The 17,439-nt window shown below is 62.6% G+C and carries 15 protein-coding genes; 5 read left to right on the top strand and 10 right to left on the bottom strand.

Translation table 11 applies throughout. From position 1 onward, the window contains the following. From dhaK to ACIQTW_RS19445, 4 genes are all read right to left on the bottom strand, one after another. On the bottom strand, window positions 1-1,002 hold the full coding sequence (gene dhaK, locus ACIQTW_RS19460) for a dihydroxyacetone kinase subunit DhaK (protein ID WP_402940428.1): 1,002 nt from the start codon (window positions 1,000-1,002) through the stop codon (window positions 1-3). A 186-nt stretch (window positions 1,003-1,188) separates the two neighbouring features. After that, window positions 1,189-1,377, bottom strand: coding sequence for a hypothetical protein (locus ACIQTW_RS19455; protein ID WP_402940425.1), 189 nt, complete (start codon window positions 1,375-1,377; stop codon window positions 1,189-1,191). A 15-nt stretch (window positions 1,378-1,392) separates the two neighbouring features. Next, window positions 1,393-2,841, bottom strand: a complete 1,449-nt coding sequence (locus ACIQTW_RS19450) for an FAD-binding oxidoreductase (protein ID WP_402940422.1) — start codon at window positions 2,839-2,841, stop codon at window positions 1,393-1,395. A 171-nt stretch (window positions 2,842-3,012) separates the two neighbouring features. Beyond that, the gene (locus ACIQTW_RS19445; protein WP_207595750.1) at window positions 3,013-3,522 is read right to left on the bottom strand and encodes an amino-acid N-acetyltransferase; all 510 of its coding nucleotides are present in this window, start codon (window positions 3,520-3,522) and stop codon (window positions 3,013-3,015) included. 98 nt (window positions 3,523-3,620) lie between these two features. Here ACIQTW_RS19445 and ACIQTW_RS19440 point away from each other — a divergent pair, with 98 nt between their 5' ends. Further along, window positions 3,621-4,859, top strand: a complete 1,239-nt coding sequence (locus ACIQTW_RS19440; protein WP_402940419.1) for a Fic family protein — start codon at window positions 3,621-3,623, stop codon at window positions 4,857-4,859. Window positions 4,860-4,880: 21 nt separating this feature from the next. On the opposite strand, the gene ACIQTW_RS19435 is transcribed toward ACIQTW_RS19440, so the two are convergent. From ACIQTW_RS19435 to lysS, 6 genes are all read right to left on the bottom strand, one after another. Further along, the gene (locus tag ACIQTW_RS19435; protein ID WP_402940416.1) at window positions 4,881-6,977 is read right to left on the bottom strand and encodes an alpha/beta fold hydrolase; all 2,097 of its coding nucleotides are present in this window, start codon (window positions 6,975-6,977) and stop codon (window positions 4,881-4,883) included. Window positions 6,978-7,106: 129 nt separating this feature from the next. Further along, a complete protein-coding gene (locus ACIQTW_RS19430; protein WP_402940413.1) occupies window positions 7,107-8,324 on the bottom strand; it encodes a glycosyltransferase in 1,218 nt (405 codons plus the stop codon). Window positions 8,325-8,479: 155 nt separating this feature from the next. Next, the gene (locus tag ACIQTW_RS19425) at window positions 8,480-10,972 is read right to left on the bottom strand and encodes an ATP-dependent Clp protease ATP-binding subunit (RefSeq protein WP_017196999.1); all 2,493 of its coding nucleotides are present in this window, start codon (window positions 10,970-10,972) and stop codon (window positions 8,480-8,482) included. Between the two features lie 362 nt (window positions 10,973-11,334). Continuing rightward, window positions 11,335-11,661, bottom strand: a complete 327-nt coding sequence (locus tag ACIQTW_RS19420; RefSeq protein WP_014920382.1) for an Lsr2 family protein — start codon at window positions 11,659-11,661, stop codon at window positions 11,335-11,337. A 130-nt stretch (window positions 11,662-11,791) separates the two neighbouring features. Next, window positions 11,792-11,965 carry a hypothetical protein gene (locus tag ACIQTW_RS19415; RefSeq protein WP_011772935.1) on the bottom strand — a complete coding sequence of 58 codons (174 nt, stop codon included), beginning with the start codon at window positions 11,963-11,965 and terminating at the stop codon, window positions 11,792-11,794. A 2-nt stretch (window positions 11,966-11,967) separates the two neighbouring features. Beyond that, window positions 11,968-13,497, bottom strand: a complete 1,530-nt coding sequence (gene lysS / locus ACIQTW_RS19410; protein WP_402940407.1) for a lysine--tRNA ligase — start codon at window positions 13,495-13,497, stop codon at window positions 11,968-11,970. A 75-nt stretch (window positions 13,498-13,572) separates the two neighbouring features. On the opposite strand from lysS, the gene ACIQTW_RS19405 reads away from it, so the two are divergent. The 4 genes from ACIQTW_RS19405 to ACIQTW_RS19390 all read left to right on the top strand — a co-directional run bounded on the left by ACIQTW_RS19405 (window position 13,573) and on the right by ACIQTW_RS19390 (window position 17,307). Beyond that, window positions 13,573-14,469 carry an alpha/beta fold hydrolase gene (locus ACIQTW_RS19405; RefSeq protein WP_402940405.1) on the top strand — a complete coding sequence of 299 codons (897 nt, stop codon included), beginning with the start codon at window positions 13,573-13,575 and terminating at the stop codon, window positions 14,467-14,469. Between the two features lie 9 nt (window positions 14,470-14,478). After that, window positions 14,479-15,333 carry an alpha/beta fold hydrolase gene (locus tag ACIQTW_RS19400; protein ID WP_402940402.1) on the top strand — a complete coding sequence of 285 codons (855 nt, stop codon included), beginning with the start codon at window positions 14,479-14,481 and terminating at the stop codon, window positions 15,331-15,333. A 60-nt stretch (window positions 15,334-15,393) separates the two neighbouring features. Beyond that, a complete protein-coding gene (locus ACIQTW_RS19395; RefSeq protein WP_017196995.1) occupies window positions 15,394-16,227 on the top strand; it encodes an alpha/beta fold hydrolase in 834 nt (277 codons plus the stop codon). 186 nt (window positions 16,228-16,413) lie between these two features. Beyond that, a complete protein-coding gene (locus ACIQTW_RS19390) occupies window positions 16,414-17,307 on the top strand; it encodes a glucose 1-dehydrogenase (RefSeq protein WP_402940398.1) in 894 nt (297 codons plus the stop codon). Window positions 17,308-17,439: the final 132 nt, after the last annotated feature.

The following is a 17,439-nucleotide window of genomic DNA, read 5'->3' as shown; positions in this document are numbered from 1 at the left end:
TCAGGCTCCCCACCGCAGGGCAGCCGTGTGGACGGGGGCATCCCAGAGCCTGGTCATCTCCTCATCGAGGCGCAGCACGGACACTGAACAACCCTGCATCTCCAGGGACGTCACATAGTTCCCCACCAGGGAGCGCTCCACGGTTACACCACGCTCGGCGAGGACCTGGGCCGCCCGCCGGTACACGATATACAGCTCGCTTTGGGGTGTGCCGCCCATGCCGTTTACGAACAGCAGCACCTGGTCCCCGGCTGCCAGGGCAAGATCTTCAAGGACAGGCTCCAAGAGGCGGTCCGTGATGGCGTCAGCGCTTTCCATTGCGATCTTGTGCCGACCAGGCTCACCGTGAATGCCGATGCCAATCTCGATCTCATCTTCCGCGAGCTCAAAGCTGGGCGTCCCGGCATGCGGAACAGTGCAGCCGGACAGGGCCACACCCATGGTCCGCACGTTGGCCACCACACGCTCGGCGATGGCCGTGACCGCGTCAAGGTCGTCGCCACGCTGGGCGGATGCCCCTGCGATTTTTTCCACAAGGACAGTTCCGCCAACTCCGCGCCGGCCAGCAGTGTACAGCGAGTCCTCCACCGCGACGTCGTCGTTCACCAGCACCGAACGTACGTGCACGCCTTCGGCTTGCGCCATCTCCGCTGCGGTTTCGAAGTTCAGGACATCGCCGGTGTAGTTTTTCACGATATGGACGACGCCGGCACCTGAGTCCACTGCCACGGTCGCCGGAATGATCTGGTCGGGTGTGGGCGAGGTAAAGACTGCGCCGGGGACTGCTGCGTCCAGCATCCCGAGGCCCACGAAGCCCGCGTGGAGGGGTTCGTGGCCGCTGCCTCCGCCGGAAATCAGGGCGACTTTGCCCGCTACAGGAGCACCTTTCCGGATGACGTACTTAGGCTCGGGATGGACGTCCACGATGTCGGCATGGGCCATGCCGAAACCTTCAACGGACTCGTCCACCACGGCGCGTGGATCATTAATGAGCTTTTTCATGTGATGCTCCTGGGCGTGCTGTGGCTGGTGCTCTGACCCTACTACCGGCCGCTGGGGCCACGGTAGGCCTAGCGGCCCGCCTGTGCATAAATAGCTGCGCCTGGACCTAAAGAGCGGCGCCCAATACTTAAAGAGCGGAAGGGACAGCCCCCAATGACTGTCCCTTCCGCTGATCCGTTGAATCCGCTAATCCTCGGCGGCTTGTATTGTCACCGCCTCGGCCTCATTCCGGGCCTGGTACTCCGGCCAGAACGCCGAGTAAAGGTCCGGGTTCGAGTGCCCCGCGTCCTGCCATGACGCTTCGTGCGGCCATGACCCATGCGGAATGTCGATCTGAAAAGCAGAGAAATCGGGGAACGTGACCCTATGGTCCATCGTCCACATCCCCCTTCAGCTGTTCAGGACGGCGTCGCCGCCGGCAGTTGCAACGTCTTCAAGCAACACGGTCTGATCAATGACCGGAAGGCCCACAACGTGCCCGAAACTGAACATGTTCTTCGGATCAAGCTCCGCTTTGGCCTTCCTGAGCCGTTCGCGGACCGTCGGGCCCCAGGCCCTCTCCCGATCCTCAGCATCAACGAAGTGGCCGTGCAGGTTCACGAAAGTCCCGCCATTGGAGGCCTCGCGCAGGTCCTCACGAACGGCGTCGAACACTACAGGAAGCAGCTCCGCCAGCGGCGGGACAGCCATGCCTGCCATGAAGAAGCTGAATGCGGCGTCTCGGGCGCCAACGGTGTCCTCGCCTTCAGCGCTCTTGGCCAACGCGCCGCCGAGCAGCCGCAATTCAGCCATCAATACGGGACTTTCGACGCCGGGCCCGAAGTGGCGCAGGATTGCTTCCCTGGCTCCGTCGTCCAAACGGTCCAACAGGAAGCCCCGCTCGCGTACGGGCACGGGTTGGTCCGGGTCCTGGTGGATCATGTCGAACTGTGTGGCGTCCAGCGGACCGGTCCCGTCCATCATGAAGGGCGCACTCTGGCGCATTGGCTCCAGCAGTTGCGAGGCCACGGCGGCGTCACCCTGATAGGCGTAGCGCAGATGAACTACGAACCTGCCGCGCAAGGGCTCGGGAACGATGTCCATGTCCGGCAGCCTCAGGAAAGCCAACGACGCCGACGCCTCCTTGGGGAGCGAGGTCACCCATTCGCTGAACTGTTGAAGAACCGCAGGGGCATGCTCGCCGTCGTAATACAGCCCGCCGGCAAAGAGCTCCGAACCCGGGAAGAGATGGAATTCCATGGCAGTGACAATGCCCAGGTTCCCCTTGCCGCCCCGGAGGAGGTAGAACAGCTCCGAATTCTCGTCTTTGGTCACCCGGCGCTGCGTGCCGTCGGCGGTGACGAGTTCGAAAGCAATCACGTGGTCTGAAGCGAATCCGTATTTGCGCCCCAGGATGGGCAGGCCGCCGCCCAAGGTGTAACCCACCACTCCGACGTCGGTAGTGGAACCGCAGAGACCCATCAAGCCGAACGTCGCGGCGAGATCCACCACGGCCCTCCAGCGGACACCCGCACCGACGCGGGCCGTCTTCTCAACGGGATCAATGCTGAGTTCCAGCATCCGGCGGGTGCTGATGAGCAAACCGCCTTCAATGGCGTTGGTGGCACCGTGTCCGGTGGATTGGACGGAGACGGGCATTCCCCGCTCTGCCGCCCAGCGAATAGCCGTGGAAACGTCCTCTGCATCGAGGGCGCCGAAGGCCAGATCAGGTTGGTGTTGTGTAGAGAGGTTGAAGGCCGCTACTTCGGGAGCGAAGCCCGGATCGGCAGGCGTGAACACGGGACCGCGCACGCTGAGTTGGAGTTCTGAAACATCTGAAAAGGAGGCGTGGGACTGCATGATCTTCTCTCAATTGACCGATGTGGTGGAAGCTTCCCCAGCAAGCCTTGATCAGTTTATCCATCAACTGGATATAAGAGAAGAGTTAATAAATCACTCATAATCGGGCAGGGTCGATCGACACGCCGATTTAGGCGCGGGATTGGAAAGTGTGAGCGCTGACCGAGGGCGCTAAAGCTGCTTGATCATGCGGGTGTTGCCCAAGGTATTGGGCTTCACGCGGGCAAGATCCAGGAACTCGGCAACGCCTTCGTCATGCGAGCGCAGCAGCTCCGAATACACCTGCGGATCCACGGCCGACTGGTCCGCCATGACCTCGAATCCGTGGCGCTTGAAGAAGTCCACCTCAAAAGTCAGGCAAAACACGCGGCTCACGCCAAGGGCCCGGGCTTCCTCCAGCAGATTCTCCACCAGCACGTGACCCACACCCCGCCCGCGCCAGGAGTCAGCCGCGGCAAGCGTGCGGATCTCGGCAAGGTCCTCCCACATCACATGGAGGGCCCCACAGCCGATGACTTCGCCATCATCAGACTCGGCGATCCGGAATTCCTGGAGGCTCTCGTAGTACGCCACCGTCTCCTTGGCCATGAGAATCCGCTCCTCGGCCAGGGGCGCCACAAGCCTCTTGATGGCCGCAACATCGCTGGTGCGGGCAGGACGAAGGCTGAAGGTCGAATTCACTCCCCCATCCTAGTCACGGGCGGCCGGGCGCACGTTTTATGGCGTGCAACCTCTCACTTACCAACACTTATTCACCTAGGTGTTGGTAAGATGACGGAATGCCAACACCTGCGGAGGCACGCATCCCGATCACTCCGGTTTCATTCGAGACCCTCCACTGGAAGCCGCAAGCGCCTGAGATGTTCTCACGCGCAGAGGTGGCGCGTCAGACGGGCCCCTATGAAGCGGCCGTGACCGCGTCTATTGCCGGCTGGACTCCCAGCATCTCCGGTGAAATCTTTGCCGACGTTGAGGATGCAACACGGCAGCTCGTCGATTTCGACAAGCATGCGCAGCAGACACTTGGCACCAACAACCCCGCACTCGGACCAATGACGGCAATCCTACTGCGCACGGAGTCGGCCTCCAGCTCGCAGATCGAGCAGTTGACGACGTCGGCGAAGCAGCTCGCCCTCGCTGAAATCAACGAGGGCGATAAAGCGAACGCTCTGACTGTCGTCGGCAACGTCCATGCGATGGAGGCGGCCCTCCAACTGGCCGACGACATCACTGAAGCGACCATCCTTTCCATGCACGAGGCGCTGATGATTCATCAGCGCGGTTTCGATCCACTCGACGCCGGCCGCTTTCGCGGGGAACCTGTGTGGATCGGCCGCGGAGAAGCTGGCCCGCGATTGGCCGCCTTTGTAGCCCCACACCATGACCGGATCCGCGGTGCCATCAAGGACCTGATTGGATTCGTCAACCGTCAAGACCTACCCGTGATCGTTCAGGTCGCGGTCAGCCACGCACAGTTCGAAACGATCCATCCGTTCCCTGACGGCAATGGCAGGACCGGCCGAGCACTGGCACAGTCGATCCTCCGCAACAAAGGTCTGGTCGGCTCAACCGCGGTGCCGATCTCCGCTGGCCTCCTCGTCCACACAGAGCGCTACTTCGAGGCACTGGGCTCCTTCCGTGCCGGCGACGCCGGGCCAATCGTCCGCGAGTTCGCCCAGGCAAGCCGGATCGCCGCGACTACAGGGTCGCGGCTCGTGGACAACCTTGTGGAACAGCTTGAGGAATCCCGTGCGAAAATGACGGGCCTCCGGTCAGACGCCGCGGCGTGGAAGGTGCTGCCCGCACTGATCGGGCAGCCCGCAGTGAACTCGAAGTACCTTATGAGCAAGCTCGGCCTCGGCGAGATGGCAGCGCAGCGCGCGCTCGACGCTCTCACTGACCGCGGCGTGCTCGTCGAAACGTCCGGCCGCGGCCGCAATCGCGTGTGGCAGCATCCCGGAGTCTTCGAGGTCCTCGACGGTTATGCCGCCCAGATCCGCCGGATGTCAGAGCGCTGATCAGATCCTCCAGCCACCCCGTTAGACCCCCAGCTCCTCAGGCAACTCAACCTCCTCGCCCAGCACCTGCTTCGCCAGGAAGTGCTCCACCACGCCGTACCAAACCTTCGCGTGCTGCGGCTGCAGGACCCAGTGATTCTCATCCGGGAAGTACAGGAAGCGGTGCGGGCTCTGGCCGTTGTCGTCGGCGGGGAGTTGCGATGAGGATAGGAGTTCGTACCAGAGGCGAAGCCCTTCGCCGATGGGCGCGCGGTAGTCCTTGTCTCCGTGGATGACGAGCATGGGTGTCTTGATGTTGCCTACGTTCAGGTGCGGCGAGTTTTCCATCGCCATTTCCACGGTCATTTCCTTGAGCCAGTACTGCGCCGCGTCGGTGGTGGGTCCGAATTGGTCCAGGGCCCACAGGCTGGCGTGCGTGACGATTGCCTTGAAACGGTCCGTTTGCCCGGCAACCCAGTTCGCCATGTAGCCGCCGAAGGATCCGCCCATGGCCGCGGTCCGTGATTCGTCGATGTCCGGCCGGGCAACCACTGCGTCGGTGATGGCCATCAGGTCAGTAAAGGGCTTCTTCCCCCATTCGCCCCATCCGCGCTGGATGAACTCCTGTCCATATCCGGTTGACAGGGCAGGGTCCGGCAGGAGCACTGCGTAGCCCTTGGCCACAAGCAACCAGGGGTTCCAGCGCCACGTCCAGGCATTCCACGAGTTCAGCGGCCCTCCGTGGATCCACAGCAACAGAGGTGCCGGATTGTCCGCAGAGGCACCTTCCGGGAGCGCCAAGTACGCCGGTACGCGCGAGCCATCCTCCGCCGTCGTTTCCACGCGTTCCAGGTGACCCTTGTAAACGGGACGCTCCGCCGGTGCCTGCAATCGGAAAACCTCACCGGTGGCGAGTTCGATCCGCACGGCTTCGGCCGGGAACTCGTAAGAGCTTCGAAGCGCATACGCCGTGGTCCCATCCGGGGAAACCACGACGTCGGAATAGGCTGCAGCATCCTGCGTCACCCGGTTGACCGTGCCGTCAGCGACGTCGATCCGGAAAACGGGCCCCGCGCCGTCGTCGTCCGCTGTTACCAGCACCGCAGTGCCGTCCGGGAGCCATGCAAGGGGCGTGGCCCAGCGATCCCACTGGTGCGCGAACGGCTCAAGGTCCGTGGTCTCGCCGCCGCTGACGTTCAAAAGGTGCAGCTTCACGTGGGGAGCCTGCGTGGGCGTCGTGTCGCTCTCGCTCTGGACCACAAGGGTCCTATTGTCAGGGCTGACCGGCCCGGGGAAGTAACTCATGCCTTCGTGGTCAAGCAGCACCTTGACGGCCCCCGTGGCGACGTCGACGGCGGCGAGCACCTCACGACTGTCCGCCTTCGCCAGCGCCTTGGTCATGCTGGTGTATATGGTCTTGCCGTCCGGACTCACCACCGTTTTCGCTTCGCGCAAGGAACCCCCGACGCCGGGCGTCAGGTTCCGGAGTCGGAGCGGCGCTGATGTATCCACTGTGGAGGGCTTGCCTGGATCTTCTTCCGCACCCTGCTCCACGGCGAAGATCCGCGGTTCGGCGGGGCCCAGGTCGGCATCCCAGTAGCGGACCGGGTAGCCGCTGTGCAGGATGGCCGAGACCTTATTGTCCTTGCGTGCCTTGCGGCGCTCCTCGTCGTTCTCTTCGTCGGCGGATCCGGCCAGGACCTCGGCGTTCACGAAGGTGGCGTCCGCATCCTTGGCGGCCATCACTGAAGCGATGCCGCCTGCACGTGAGTGCACCACGCGGGCCTCTCCCCCGTCGGCGGGCAGCAGCCACAGTGCATTGACGGGGTCGGCGTCAGGGCTCTCCGGATCAGGACGCGCCGAGGTGAAGTAGAGGTCGCCGTTGGCAGCAAAGACCGCACCTGCTTCGCCCTTGGAGCTGCGGGTAATGCGGCGGGCGTGGTTCCGGCCGCTGGGGTCGAGTTCCCAGAGAGCGGTGGCGAACTCAGTTCCCTTGGCATTCAGCGTAGTGACAGTGGTGACAAGGCGTTTGCCATCCGGGCTGAGGGTGAGGCCGCCAACCCGCGGGATGGCAAGGTAATGGTCGATGTCGTGAAACGGGGTTTCGGGCTGCCCGCCCCGGGTGTCAGCAGAGTCCATATTCCGATTCAACACGGATTGTGCCGCCGATCACAGGGTGGTTCACTCACAGTGAAACAGTGCTTTCACATATTCACCCAAGTAGGTCGCAGTTGAGGCCGTTCTGAGCCTGCCAAACGACCTCAACTGCTACTTGGATGGGAGGTTTCGCAGGGCTTCGACCACCGGCGCGGTTCCGTCCTCCCTCGCGATCGCGGCCGCCACTTCCGCTGCTCGCTGCGCGTACGACGGCGTGCTGACAGCTTCCGTAATGGCGTCACCCAGGCGCGCGGGAGTCAGCTTCTTATAGGGAATCGGCTGAGGGCCCGCCCCGAGTGACGCGATCCGGGATGCCCAGAGCGGCTGATCCGTGTACACCGGGACACCTACGGCCGGCACTCCCGCCCGGAACCCGGCCGCCGTCGTTCCCGCTCCGGCATGGTGGACCACTGCCGCCATACGCGGGAAGAGCCACTCGTGAGGAACGCTGCCGACGCCGATGGCATCGTCACCCAGCGCACCCTCGACGCCCTGCACAACAGCCCGCACTCCAGCCCGGCGGGTGGCCTCAAGAATGAACGCTGGATCAACATGGGCGCTGCTTCCAAAGCCAATAAAAACGGGTGGGTTACCGTCGGCAAGAAAGTCAAGGAGGTCCGTTGACGGCTGCCAGTCCGGCTTCATCACCGGCCACCAATAGCCGGCCATGACCAGTCCTGCATGCCAATCAGCAGGCCTTGGCAGGACCGACGGGCTGATGCCGTGAAGAATAGTGGCGCGGGCTTTGCGACGGCGTCGTTCACCGGCCGCGCGGCTAAGTTTCCCCAGTCCCAGCTCCTTGCGAACGCGCGCACTGGGGGCATCGTAGGGCGCTGGACCCGCGGCAGCGCGCTCACCAATGATCTTGTTTCCCCATGCGCCGAGGCTTCGGGCTGAATTCATGATCACAGGCGGGTAGGCTTCGCTGGGCTCCGTGGGCTGCAAGTGCGCGCCGATTACCGGAATACCCATAGCTTCCGCGACGTCGTAAGCATAAGGTGCCACCGAATTGGCCAGGATCACATCGGCGCCGGCCTCGGCCGCTGCCAGGGTGCCGGTGGCAGCGTTGTCCATGTACTCTGTGAGCTTCCGCCAGAAGGTGAGCATGCTTCCGGAGGATGCCTTGGCCCCTGGCGCTGGATGCCTGATCAGTCCCTCCAGATCCCCAGGCAGCGGCCTGAACTCGCACCCCGACTCAACAACGAGGGCTGCATAGGCGGGGTTGGCCGCAATCGCCACCTCGTAGCCCAAGCTCTGCAGGCTGCTCCCCAGCCCAGCCATGGGCGCGACGTCTCCCCGCGTCCCCGGAGCCACCATGAGTACACGCATGCCATCACTACTTCCCTAGTTGCCGCTTTGCACAGATGATGCCCTTCTGAAGCCACTTTAACGGCTCCATCTGTACGGGAACCGGGCCCACTGCCAACGCAAAAGCCCCGCCCGTTCCTTATCTTGGAGCGGGCGGGGCTTAGTGCTGTAGCAACCTACGCGGTGGGAGCGATCTCCGGGATACGCGGCTTGGCGTTGCCTTCGAACGTGAACTTGGCGTCGTCACCTTCGCCGTCCACGTCCACCACAACGATGTCACCGGAGTGAAGCTCGCCGAACAGGATCTTCTCGGACAGCTGGTCCTCGATCTCGCGCTGGATGGTGCGGCGCAACGGCCGGGCACCCATGGCGGGATCGTAACCACGCGTGGCCAGGAGAACCTTGGCAGCGGGGGTGAGCTCGATGCCCATGTCCTTGTCCTTGAGGCGACGCTCCAGGCGGGTCACGAACAGGTCCACGATCTCGATGATCTCGTCCTGCGTCAGCTGCGGGAACACCACGACGTCGTCAACACGGTTGAGGAACTCGGGACGGAAGTGCTGCTTGAGCTCTTCCGTGACCCGGGCACGCATCCGGTTGTAGCCGGTCTGGGTGTCCGTGCCGGACTGGAAGCCCGTTGCCACGCTCTTGGAGATATCGCGGGTACCAAGGTTGGTGGTCATGATGATCACGGTGTTCTTGAAGTCCACCACGCGGCCCTGGGAGTCGGTCAGTCGGCCGTCTTCCAGAATCTGCAGCAGCGAGTTGAAGAGGTCCGCGTGGGCCTTCTCCACTTCATCGAACAGGACCACGGAGAACGGACGCCGGCGGACCTTCTCAGTCAGCTGGCCGCCTTCTTCGTAGCCGACGTAGCCCGGAGGTGCACCGAAGAGACGCGAAACCGTGTGCTTCTCGGAGTACTCGGACATGTCCAGCGTGATGAGGGCGTCCTCTTCACCGAACAGGAACTCTGCAAGTGCCTTGGCGAGTTCGGTCTTGCCGACGCCGGTGGGGCCGGCGAAGATGAACGAGCCACCGGGGCGCTTGGGGTCCTTCAGGCCTGCACGGGTGCGGCGGATGGCCTGGGACAGGGCCTTGATGGCCTCGTTCTGACCGACGACGCGCTTGTGCAGTTCGTCTTCCATCTTGAGCAGGCGCGAGGACTCTTCCTCGGTGAGCTTGAAGACCGGAATGCCGGTGGAGTTCGCGAGAACTTCAGCGATCAGGTCCTCGTCAACCTCGGAGATGTCGTCCATGCCGCCGGACTTCCAGGTGCGTTCCTTCTCTGCGCGTTCGGCAATGAGCTTCTGCTCCTTGTCGCGCAGCGAGGCAGCACCCTCAAAGTCCTGGGCGTCGATGGCGGATTCTTTCTCCATCTTCACGTCCGCGATGCGCTCGTCCATGGCCTTGAGCTCCGGCGGAGCGGTCATGCGGCGGATGCGCAGGCGCGCACCGGCTTCATCGATGAGGTCGATCGCCTTGTCCGGCAGGAAGCGGTCCGAGATGTAGCGTTCGGCCAGCTGCGCAGCTGAGGCGAGTGCGCCGTCGGTGATTGTCACGCGGTGGTGCGCCTCGTAACGGTCACGCAGGCCCTTGAGGATCTCGATCGCGTGAGCGACAGAAGGTTCCTTGACCTGGATCGGCTGGAAGCGGCGCTCAAGAGCAGCGTCCTTCTCAATGTGCTTGCGGTACTCGTCCAGCGTTGTGGCACCAATGGTCTGGAGTTCACCACGGGCCAGCATCGGCTTCAGGATGGACGCAGCATCGATTGCGCCTTCGGCAGCACCTGCACCAACGAGCGTGTGGATCTCGTCAATGAAGAGGATGATGTCGCCGCGGGTGCGGATCTCCTTGAGGACCTTCTTCAGGCGCTCTTCGAAGTCACCGCGGTAGCGGGAACCAGCAACCAGGGAACCGAGGTCAAGCGTGTACAGCTGCTTGTCCTTGATGGTCTCCGGGACGTCGCCGCGGACGATCGCCTGGGCGAGACCCTCGACGACGGCAGTCTTACCGACGCCGGGCTCACCGATCAGGACCGGGTTGTTCTTGGTACGGCGGGAGAGGACCTGCATGACGCGTTCCATCTCCTGCTCGCGTCCGATCACAGGATCGAGCTTGTTTTCGCGCGCAGCCTGGGTCAGGTTGCGTCCGAACTGGTCAAGCACCACCGAACCGGCAGGGGTACCTTCCGGCTGGCCTTGGCCCGAGCCGCTGCCTGCGGTCTCCTTGCCCTGGTAGCCGGAGAGCAGCTGGATGACCTGCTGGCGGACCCGGTTAAGGTCCGCACCAAGCTTGACCAGTACCTGGGCGGCTACGCCTTCGCCTTCGCGAATGAGGCCGAGCAGGATGTGCTCGGTACCGATGTAGTTGTGGCCGAGCTGCAGTGCTTCTCGAAGGGAAAGCTCAAGCACCTTCTTGGCGCGCGGGGTGAAGGGGATGTGACCGGACGGGGCTTGCTGGCCCTGGCCAATGATCTCCTGCACCTGTTCGCGAACGCCATCGAGCGAAATGCTCAGGGACTCGAGCGCCTTGGCAGCAACGCCTTCACCCTCGTGGATCAAACCCAAGAGGATGTGCTCGGTACCGATGTAATTGTGGTTAAGCATCCGTGCCTCTTCTTGGGCAAGGACGACCACGCGACGGGCACGGTCCGTAAATCTCTCAAACATTTCGCCACACTCCTAGCTACGACGTACTTTGATGCTACGTGTCAGAGCAACACTTTTGGAGCGTGTTCGCCACAGGGGAAACATGACGTCGTTGTGGAATAAATCCGGTTCCAGCCCTTGACCTCTCCCATCCGGCAGTGGCACCCTCCCGCCTTGCCTGAGTGCACTGAACGTCGGCCGTCCGTGAACATTTTGCGGCATGCTGGCCCACGGCTTTCCTGGTGGTCATTAGTGCCTGAAATCGAACCTTCCCCGCTCAGGCGGTTCACAGAATATTCCAAGCCCCAGTGCAGAGCGATCACAAACCTGCCGGTTAAACACCAATGCCCCGGCAGTGGCTGCCGGGGCATTGAAGCGGTGAATCAGGAATTTGCCTTTTGGTACGCTTCCTGAATTTCAGCCTGAATACGTCCGCGGCTGTTGACCGTGTAACCGTTGTCACGGGCCCATTGGCGGATTTGCGCGGAATCCTGGTTACGTGCGGCTGTTGCACGTCCCCGGGTTGCACGGCCGGAAGAAGTCTTCCTTGCCTTGGCAACATAGGGTTCCAGCGCCTTGCGCAGCGAGGCTGCGTTGGCAGTGGACAGGTCCATCTCGTAGCTCACGCCATCGAGGCCAAAGCGGACAGTTTCGTCCGCTGCCCCTTCATCCAGGTCATCGACGAGGATGATTTTTACTTTCTGTGCCATGAGTTGCCTCTCATTTGGAGGGTTGGATAATCAGAAATTCCCCGGATTCCTTTGATGATTATCGTTCACGGCAAGCACCCACGTCAAAGCGTTATTGGATTCTCTTCAGTAAGCGAACCCAATTGGAAGGCTATTTAGCTGCGGGGCCCTCGGATGCAGGTCCTGAATTTTTCAAATTCGCTTCGGCCTGCGCCTTCGCTTCAGCTTGCCGTTCCGATTTGTCCGCATTGAAGATCGACTTCATGGCAAACCAGAAGATCAATCCCACCACAATGGACGGGGCCAGGACTGCGATGTACTCCATGATCAGTGACCTTCAGGCTTCAGCAACGGGAATAGGATGGTTTCGCGGATACCGGCACCGGTGAACAGCATCACCAGACGGTCAATGCCCAGCCCGATGCCACCCATTGGCGGGGCGCCGTACTCAAGGGCGCGGAGGAAGTCCTCGTCCAGCTGCATGGCTTCCTCATCGCCGGCAGCAGAGCGGCGGGACTGCTCTGTAAGGCGCTCACGCTGGATTACGGGGTCAATGAGCTCAGAGAACGCCGTACCGCGCTCCATGCCCCCGATGATCAGGTCCCAGGCCTCAATGAGCCGACCGTCTTCGCGGTGCGGGCGTGCCAACGGCTGCGCAGACGGCGGGTAGTCGTAGACAAAGGTGGGATTCAGCAGAGTGGGTTCCACGATTTCGCCGAACAGTTCAACGACGATCTTTTCGGCGTCCCACTTGGGGTCCACCTTGACCTCGTGGTTGGCAGCAATTGCCAGCAACTCATCAACGGTGGTGTCAGGGGTAATTTCAATTCCCACCGCTTCGGAAATACCGGGGTATACCGAAATCCAAGCCCATTCGCCGTCGAGGTTTATTTCGCCGGCGTCCGTCTGGATGGTGCGGGTACCTACGACGTCTGCCACATTCAGGATGATTTCCTTCATGCGCTCGGCCATGACGAACTGGTCCGCCCACGCCTCATAGCATTCAAGCGTGGTGAATTCGGGGCTGTGCGTGGAGTCCACGCCTTCGTTGCGGAACACGCGGCCCATGTCGTACACGCGGTCAATGCCACCAACAACGGCGCGCTTGAGGAAGAGCTCAGTGGCGATGCGCAAGGTCATCTTCTGGTCGAACGCGTTCATGTGCGTCTCGAAAGGACGGGCCGTAGCACCGCCGTGGACCAGCTGCAGGATGGGGGTTTCCACCTCCACGTAGCCGTGGCGGTCAAGGGTGTCGCGGACCGAGCGGGTGATGGCGGCCCGCTTGTAGACCATTTCGCGGGCTTCGTCGCGGACCATGAGGTCCACGTAGCGCTGCCGAACGCGGGTTTCCTCATTCAGTTCCGCGTGCAGGACCGGCAGCGGACGCAGCGCCTTGGACGCCATGGACCAAGAGTCGGCCATGACGGACAGCTCGCCGCGGCGGGATGAGATGACCTCGCCCTTGATGAAAACATGGTCGCCAAGGTCAACCAGGGCCTTCCAGTCGGCCAGCGCTTCCTCGCCGACATTCGCCAGGCTCAGCATCGCCTGAAGGCGAACGCCCTTGCCATCCACGCCGCCCTCCTGGAGGGTTGCAAAGCACAGCTTGCCTGTGTTGCGGACGAACACGACCCGGCCGGTGACGCCCACAGTATCGCCGGTAGTCTCATCGGCTTCCAGGTGTGCGTACTTTTCGCGGATTTCGCTGAGGGAATGGGTCCGTTCAACACCCACGGGATAGGCCTCGGTGCCCCGCTCGATCAGCTTTGCGCGCTTCTCCATACGGATGCGCATTTGCTCGCTGGCGTCGATGGGCTCTGCGGAGGTGTTCAGGGCGGGGGTGTTTGCGGAAGTCACAGTCCTTAAGTTTACCGGTGATTGCGGGCCTTTACTTCCGGGCATCAAGATCAGGGAAACGCATAGACTCGGGCTGTGGAAACGTGGACGGTTGAAACGAACGACGGCGGCGGGCAGCTTGAGGTGCATACCTTCCGGCCAGCGTCGGGTGCTGCGTTCCCGGGTTCGAAGGCACCCGCTGAACCAGCCGGCGTCGTGCTTGTTCACGGCACCTTGGTGACCGACTCCTTGTATTGGCCTTTCGCCCGGACGTTGAGCGTTTTGTTGGGTCGCCCTGTTCACAGCTACAACCGCCGTGGTCGCGGGCAATCCGCACCGCAGCCTCCCGGCTATTCGGTCGAAACAGAGATAGCGGACCTTCAAGCGGTCATGGAAAAGAGCGGTTCCACGGACGTTGTGGCGCACAGCTATGGCGGTTTCGTGGCGTTGCAGGCCGCCCGCCACGACCGAATCAACCGCTTGGTTACCTACGACGCCGCGGTGTCCCTCTCCGGCAACCTCAGCGGCCGGTGGCGGCCCGAGCTGGAGGAAGCCGTAACTGCCGGCCAGCTCGATCACGCCTGGGCCCACCTGGTCCAGGGGCTGGGAACCGCGGGCCCGATTTCCTACCTGCCCATGGGCGCCCTGCGCACGCTCAGCGTTCTGTCCGCCCGGACCCGGCTGGGACTGGAGATGCGCTCCCTCCTACCCACTGCCGTCACGGAAATGCGGGCCGTCCTCGATGCCGACGCCCACCTTCACGACTTCATGAAGCTCTCCACCCCCACGCTCATGCTCAGCGGTGGCTGGAGTCCGTCGTACTTCGCGGAGACCGGTCGGATTCTGGCCGGCGCCGTGCCCTCGATCGACTTCGCGATTGTCCCACTGCAGTTCCATGAAGGTCCGCTCCGGCCCGGGAAGCGTCTCGCGTCCCGCATCGCGCGGTTCCTTTCCGGGAACCGCCCTGGGGAAGAACCCGCCAGTGCCACCTAGGATGTTCCGGTGAAGGAACGGGACATAGGAACGCACGACGGCGGCAAGCTCGCCTTGTACAGCTACGGCACGGAAGACGCGCCAGGAGAACGCCGGGTGGTGCTTATTGGGGGCGCATTCCTCACCGCTTTGATCTACCGTCCTTTCTCCCTCGCCTTGTCCAAGGGCCTGGGCGAAGGCTGGGCCGTGGACGTGTACGATCGCCGCGGCCGGGGAAAATCCAGCGAGCAACCCCACAACTACTCCATGGCCACGGAAATCGCCGACGTCCGCACCATCATGGACGCCACAGGTGCGCGCAACATCATGGGCCACAGCCTAGGTGGGGCAGTCGCCCTCAACGCGGCCCAGGCTTTCGCAGGCACGCACCACCAACCGGACAAGCTTGCAGTTTATGACGCGGCATTGAACATTGACGGCAGCATGGACACGGGCTGGCTGGACGGATTCACGGAGTCCGTCAACAAGGGGGATATTGGACGGGCGATGGCCCGCATGAAACGTGGCATGCATCCCGGAACCGCCCTCGCCCGGGTTCCGGAGCCGGTATTGGCCGGGCTCATGGCCGTGGTGTCGGGGACTAAGGTCAACAGGCTCTTCAGGGAGCTCATGCCGTCAGGTGTCGGTGAACTCAAGGCAGCCTTCGACGCCGCCGATACGCCGCGGGACTTCTCTGTCCTGCCTCCCAACACCCACTTCATGGTGGGCAAGAAGAGTCCCCAGTTCTACAAGGTCACCGCTGCCCGCCTGAACAGGGCCGTCCCCGGCAGCACGTTGGAGGTATCCCCGAAGGGCTTCCACGGCTCCGTCCCTGCGGCGGTCAACGAACTCGTTTCCGACATTACGGCCTACTTCAAGCGCTGACTTGTCCACATAAGGGCCGGCATGCTGCCCGCATTCAGGTGGCTCGGTTAGGCTCGAGTCATGACGCGCGACATCATCATGACCCACGACGGCGGACACCTCGAAGTACTCACCACGGGCGGTGAGCTGGCAGCGGCAGGCTCCGGCGTCGTCGTCGTTCCTGCCTCCATGGTGACTGCCACCGACTACATGCGTTTCGCCCAGAAACTCAGCGAGGCCCTTGGTCGCCCCGTGCACACTTTCAACCGGCGTGGACGTGGCGATTCGTCTCCGCAGTCCGAGGATTACACTCTCGAAGCCGACATCCGGGACCTTGAAGCCGTCATGAAGCACACGTCCAGCACAGATGTGTTCGGGCACAGCTTCGGTGGTGCGGTGGCGCTGCATGCGGCCCGGACGCTGCCGGTCGAGCGCCTCGCGGTTTACGATCCCGCTGTCTCGGTTAACCACAGCGTCAAAGCTGACTGGACACCTGACTATGAACGCGCGACGGCGGCGGGAGACTACGATCGCGCCCTCGCCGTCCTCATCAAGGGAGTGGAGACGGGCGGCGCCTTTGCGCGAATGCCCCTGTCCATGCTGACCTTGGCCAACAAGCTGGCCGCCGGGACGCCACTGGGTAAGCAGATGCGTGAACTCATGACCTGCGGCGTCCGCGAAATCAAGGCAGTGATCGCCGCGGACATGCCTGCGGAACCTTTTCTTGAGCTGCCTCTGGAGACACTGATCGTGGTGGGCGAAAAGAGTCCCGCATACTTCGGTGTCGCGTGCGGGCAGATCCACGACGTCCTGTCCGGCTCCAGTTACACCATCCTCCCCGGATTCGGGCATGACGGGCCGAACAAAGCCCCGGACAAGCTCATCTCGGAACTGTCCGAATTCTTCTCGGGCTAGGTCCCCGACAGCAAAACCGTCCGAAGCTGCGTCGGCGCCCCAATAAGGCGTCTTTGCAGATCGTTGGTGACCCCTTTAGGCTATAAATCATAAGTCCCCTTACCTTTTGAGGGGCGGATGCTGTGTTCGGTTCCATTTCCCGCAGCATCCTTTCGTGTTTCAGACCTCGGCAACAGGAGGACCATCATGACTGATCAGTACACGTTCCGAAACCCGGTCACCGCCTACGAACAGATTTCACCGCCCAAGCAACACCAGCCCGAGCCGGGCCTCGATGCCGAGCTGACGCCCAAAGCGGACCTGGGTGAAGAGAGCTACCGGGGGACGGGACGACTGGAAGGCCGCAAGGCGATCGTCACAGGAGCAGACTCGGGAATCGGTGCGGCCACGGCCATCGCCTTTGCCCGGGAAGGTGCAGACGTTGTGCTTTCATACCTGCCCGAAGAGGAAGAAGACGCAGCACGAATTGCCGGCATCATCGAGGCAGCTGGCCGCAAGGCCGTAAAAGTGCCCGGAGACCTCAAGGACTCCGCCACATGCCAGGAAGTGGTGGATACCGCCGTGGCCGTCCTCGGCGGAGTGGATATTCTGGTGAACAACGCAGGCAAGCAGGTGGCTCAGGAAGACCTGGCCGAGATCACCGACGAACAATTCGACCACACGCAGAAGACCAATGTGTACGCCATGTTCTGGCTGACCAAGGCTGCCCTTCCGCACCTCCCAGCCGGCTCCACCATCATCAACACCACGTCCATCCAGGCGTACAACCCCTCGCCCACGCTCGTGGACTATGCCACCACCAAGGCCAGCATCAACAACTTCACCAAGGGACTCGCGCAGCAGCTCGCGCCCAAGGGCATCCGGGTCAACGCCGTGGCACCCGGGCCCATTTGGACACCCCTGCAAGTCAGCAGCGGCCAGCCCAAAGAAGCGCTACCGGAGTTCGGGCAATCCACACCGCTGGGTCGCGCCGGACAACCCGCGGAACTCGCTCCGGCGTATGTGTTCCTTGCTTCACCGGAGTCCAGCTATGTGATCGGGGAAACGCTGAACGTCAACGGTGGCAGCCCCACTCCCTAGTTTGTTCCGTTCCCGCCGTCAGTGCGGTGTGGGTTTGGTTGTTAAATGTGGGAGACCCCCCGACCCGTGGTGGGTTGGGGGGTCTCTACCTAATGGTTGTCCGGCGGTGTCCTACTCTCCCACACCCTCCCG

The organism is Paenarthrobacter sp. NPDC090517 (assembly GCF_044769165.1).
Lineage (GTDB): Bacteria > Actinomycetota > Actinomycetes > Actinomycetales > Micrococcaceae > Arthrobacter.
This window is presented reverse-complemented; position numbering and strand designations above follow the sequence as displayed.

Excerpts from the sequence above, each read along its gene's own strand:
- dhaK (WP_402940428.1), bottom strand. The coding sequence starts at position 1,002 with ATGAAAAAGCTCATTAATGATCCACGCGCCGTGGTGGACGAGTCCGTT.
- ACIQTW_RS19455 (WP_402940425.1), bottom strand. The coding sequence starts at position 1,377 with ATGGACCATAGGGTCACGTTCCCCGATTTCTCTGCTTTTCAGATCGAC.
- ACIQTW_RS19450 (WP_402940422.1), bottom strand. The coding sequence starts at position 2,841 with ATGCAGTCCCACGCCTCCTTTTCAGATGTTTCAGAACTCCAACTCAGC.
- ACIQTW_RS19440 (WP_402940419.1), top strand. The coding sequence starts at position 3,621 with ATGCCAACACCTGCGGAGGCACGCATCCCGATCACTCCGGTTTCATTC.
- ACIQTW_RS19435 (WP_402940416.1), bottom strand. The coding sequence starts at position 6,977 with ATGGACTCTGCTGACACCCGGGGCGGGCAGCCCGAAACCCCGTTTCAC.
- ACIQTW_RS19430 (WP_402940413.1), bottom strand. The coding sequence starts at position 8,324 with ATGCGTGTACTCATGGTGGCTCCGGGGACGCGGGGAGACGTCGCGCCC.
- ACIQTW_RS19425 (WP_017196999.1), bottom strand. The coding sequence starts at position 10,972 with ATGTTTGAGAGATTTACGGACCGTGCCCGTCGCGTGGTCGTCCTTGCC.
- ACIQTW_RS19420 (WP_014920382.1), bottom strand. The coding sequence starts at position 11,661 with ATGGCACAGAAAGTAAAAATCATCCTCGTCGATGACCTGGATGAAGGG.
- ACIQTW_RS19415 (WP_011772935.1), bottom strand. The coding sequence starts at position 11,965 with ATGGAGTACATCGCAGTCCTGGCCCCGTCCATTGTGGTGGGATTGATC.
- ACIQTW_RS19395 (WP_017196995.1), top strand. The coding sequence starts at position 15,394 with ATGACGCGCGACATCATCATGACCCACGACGGCGGACACCTCGAAGTA.
- ACIQTW_RS19390 (WP_402940398.1), top strand. The coding sequence starts at position 16,414 with ATGACTGATCAGTACACGTTCCGAAACCCGGTCACCGCCTACGAACAG.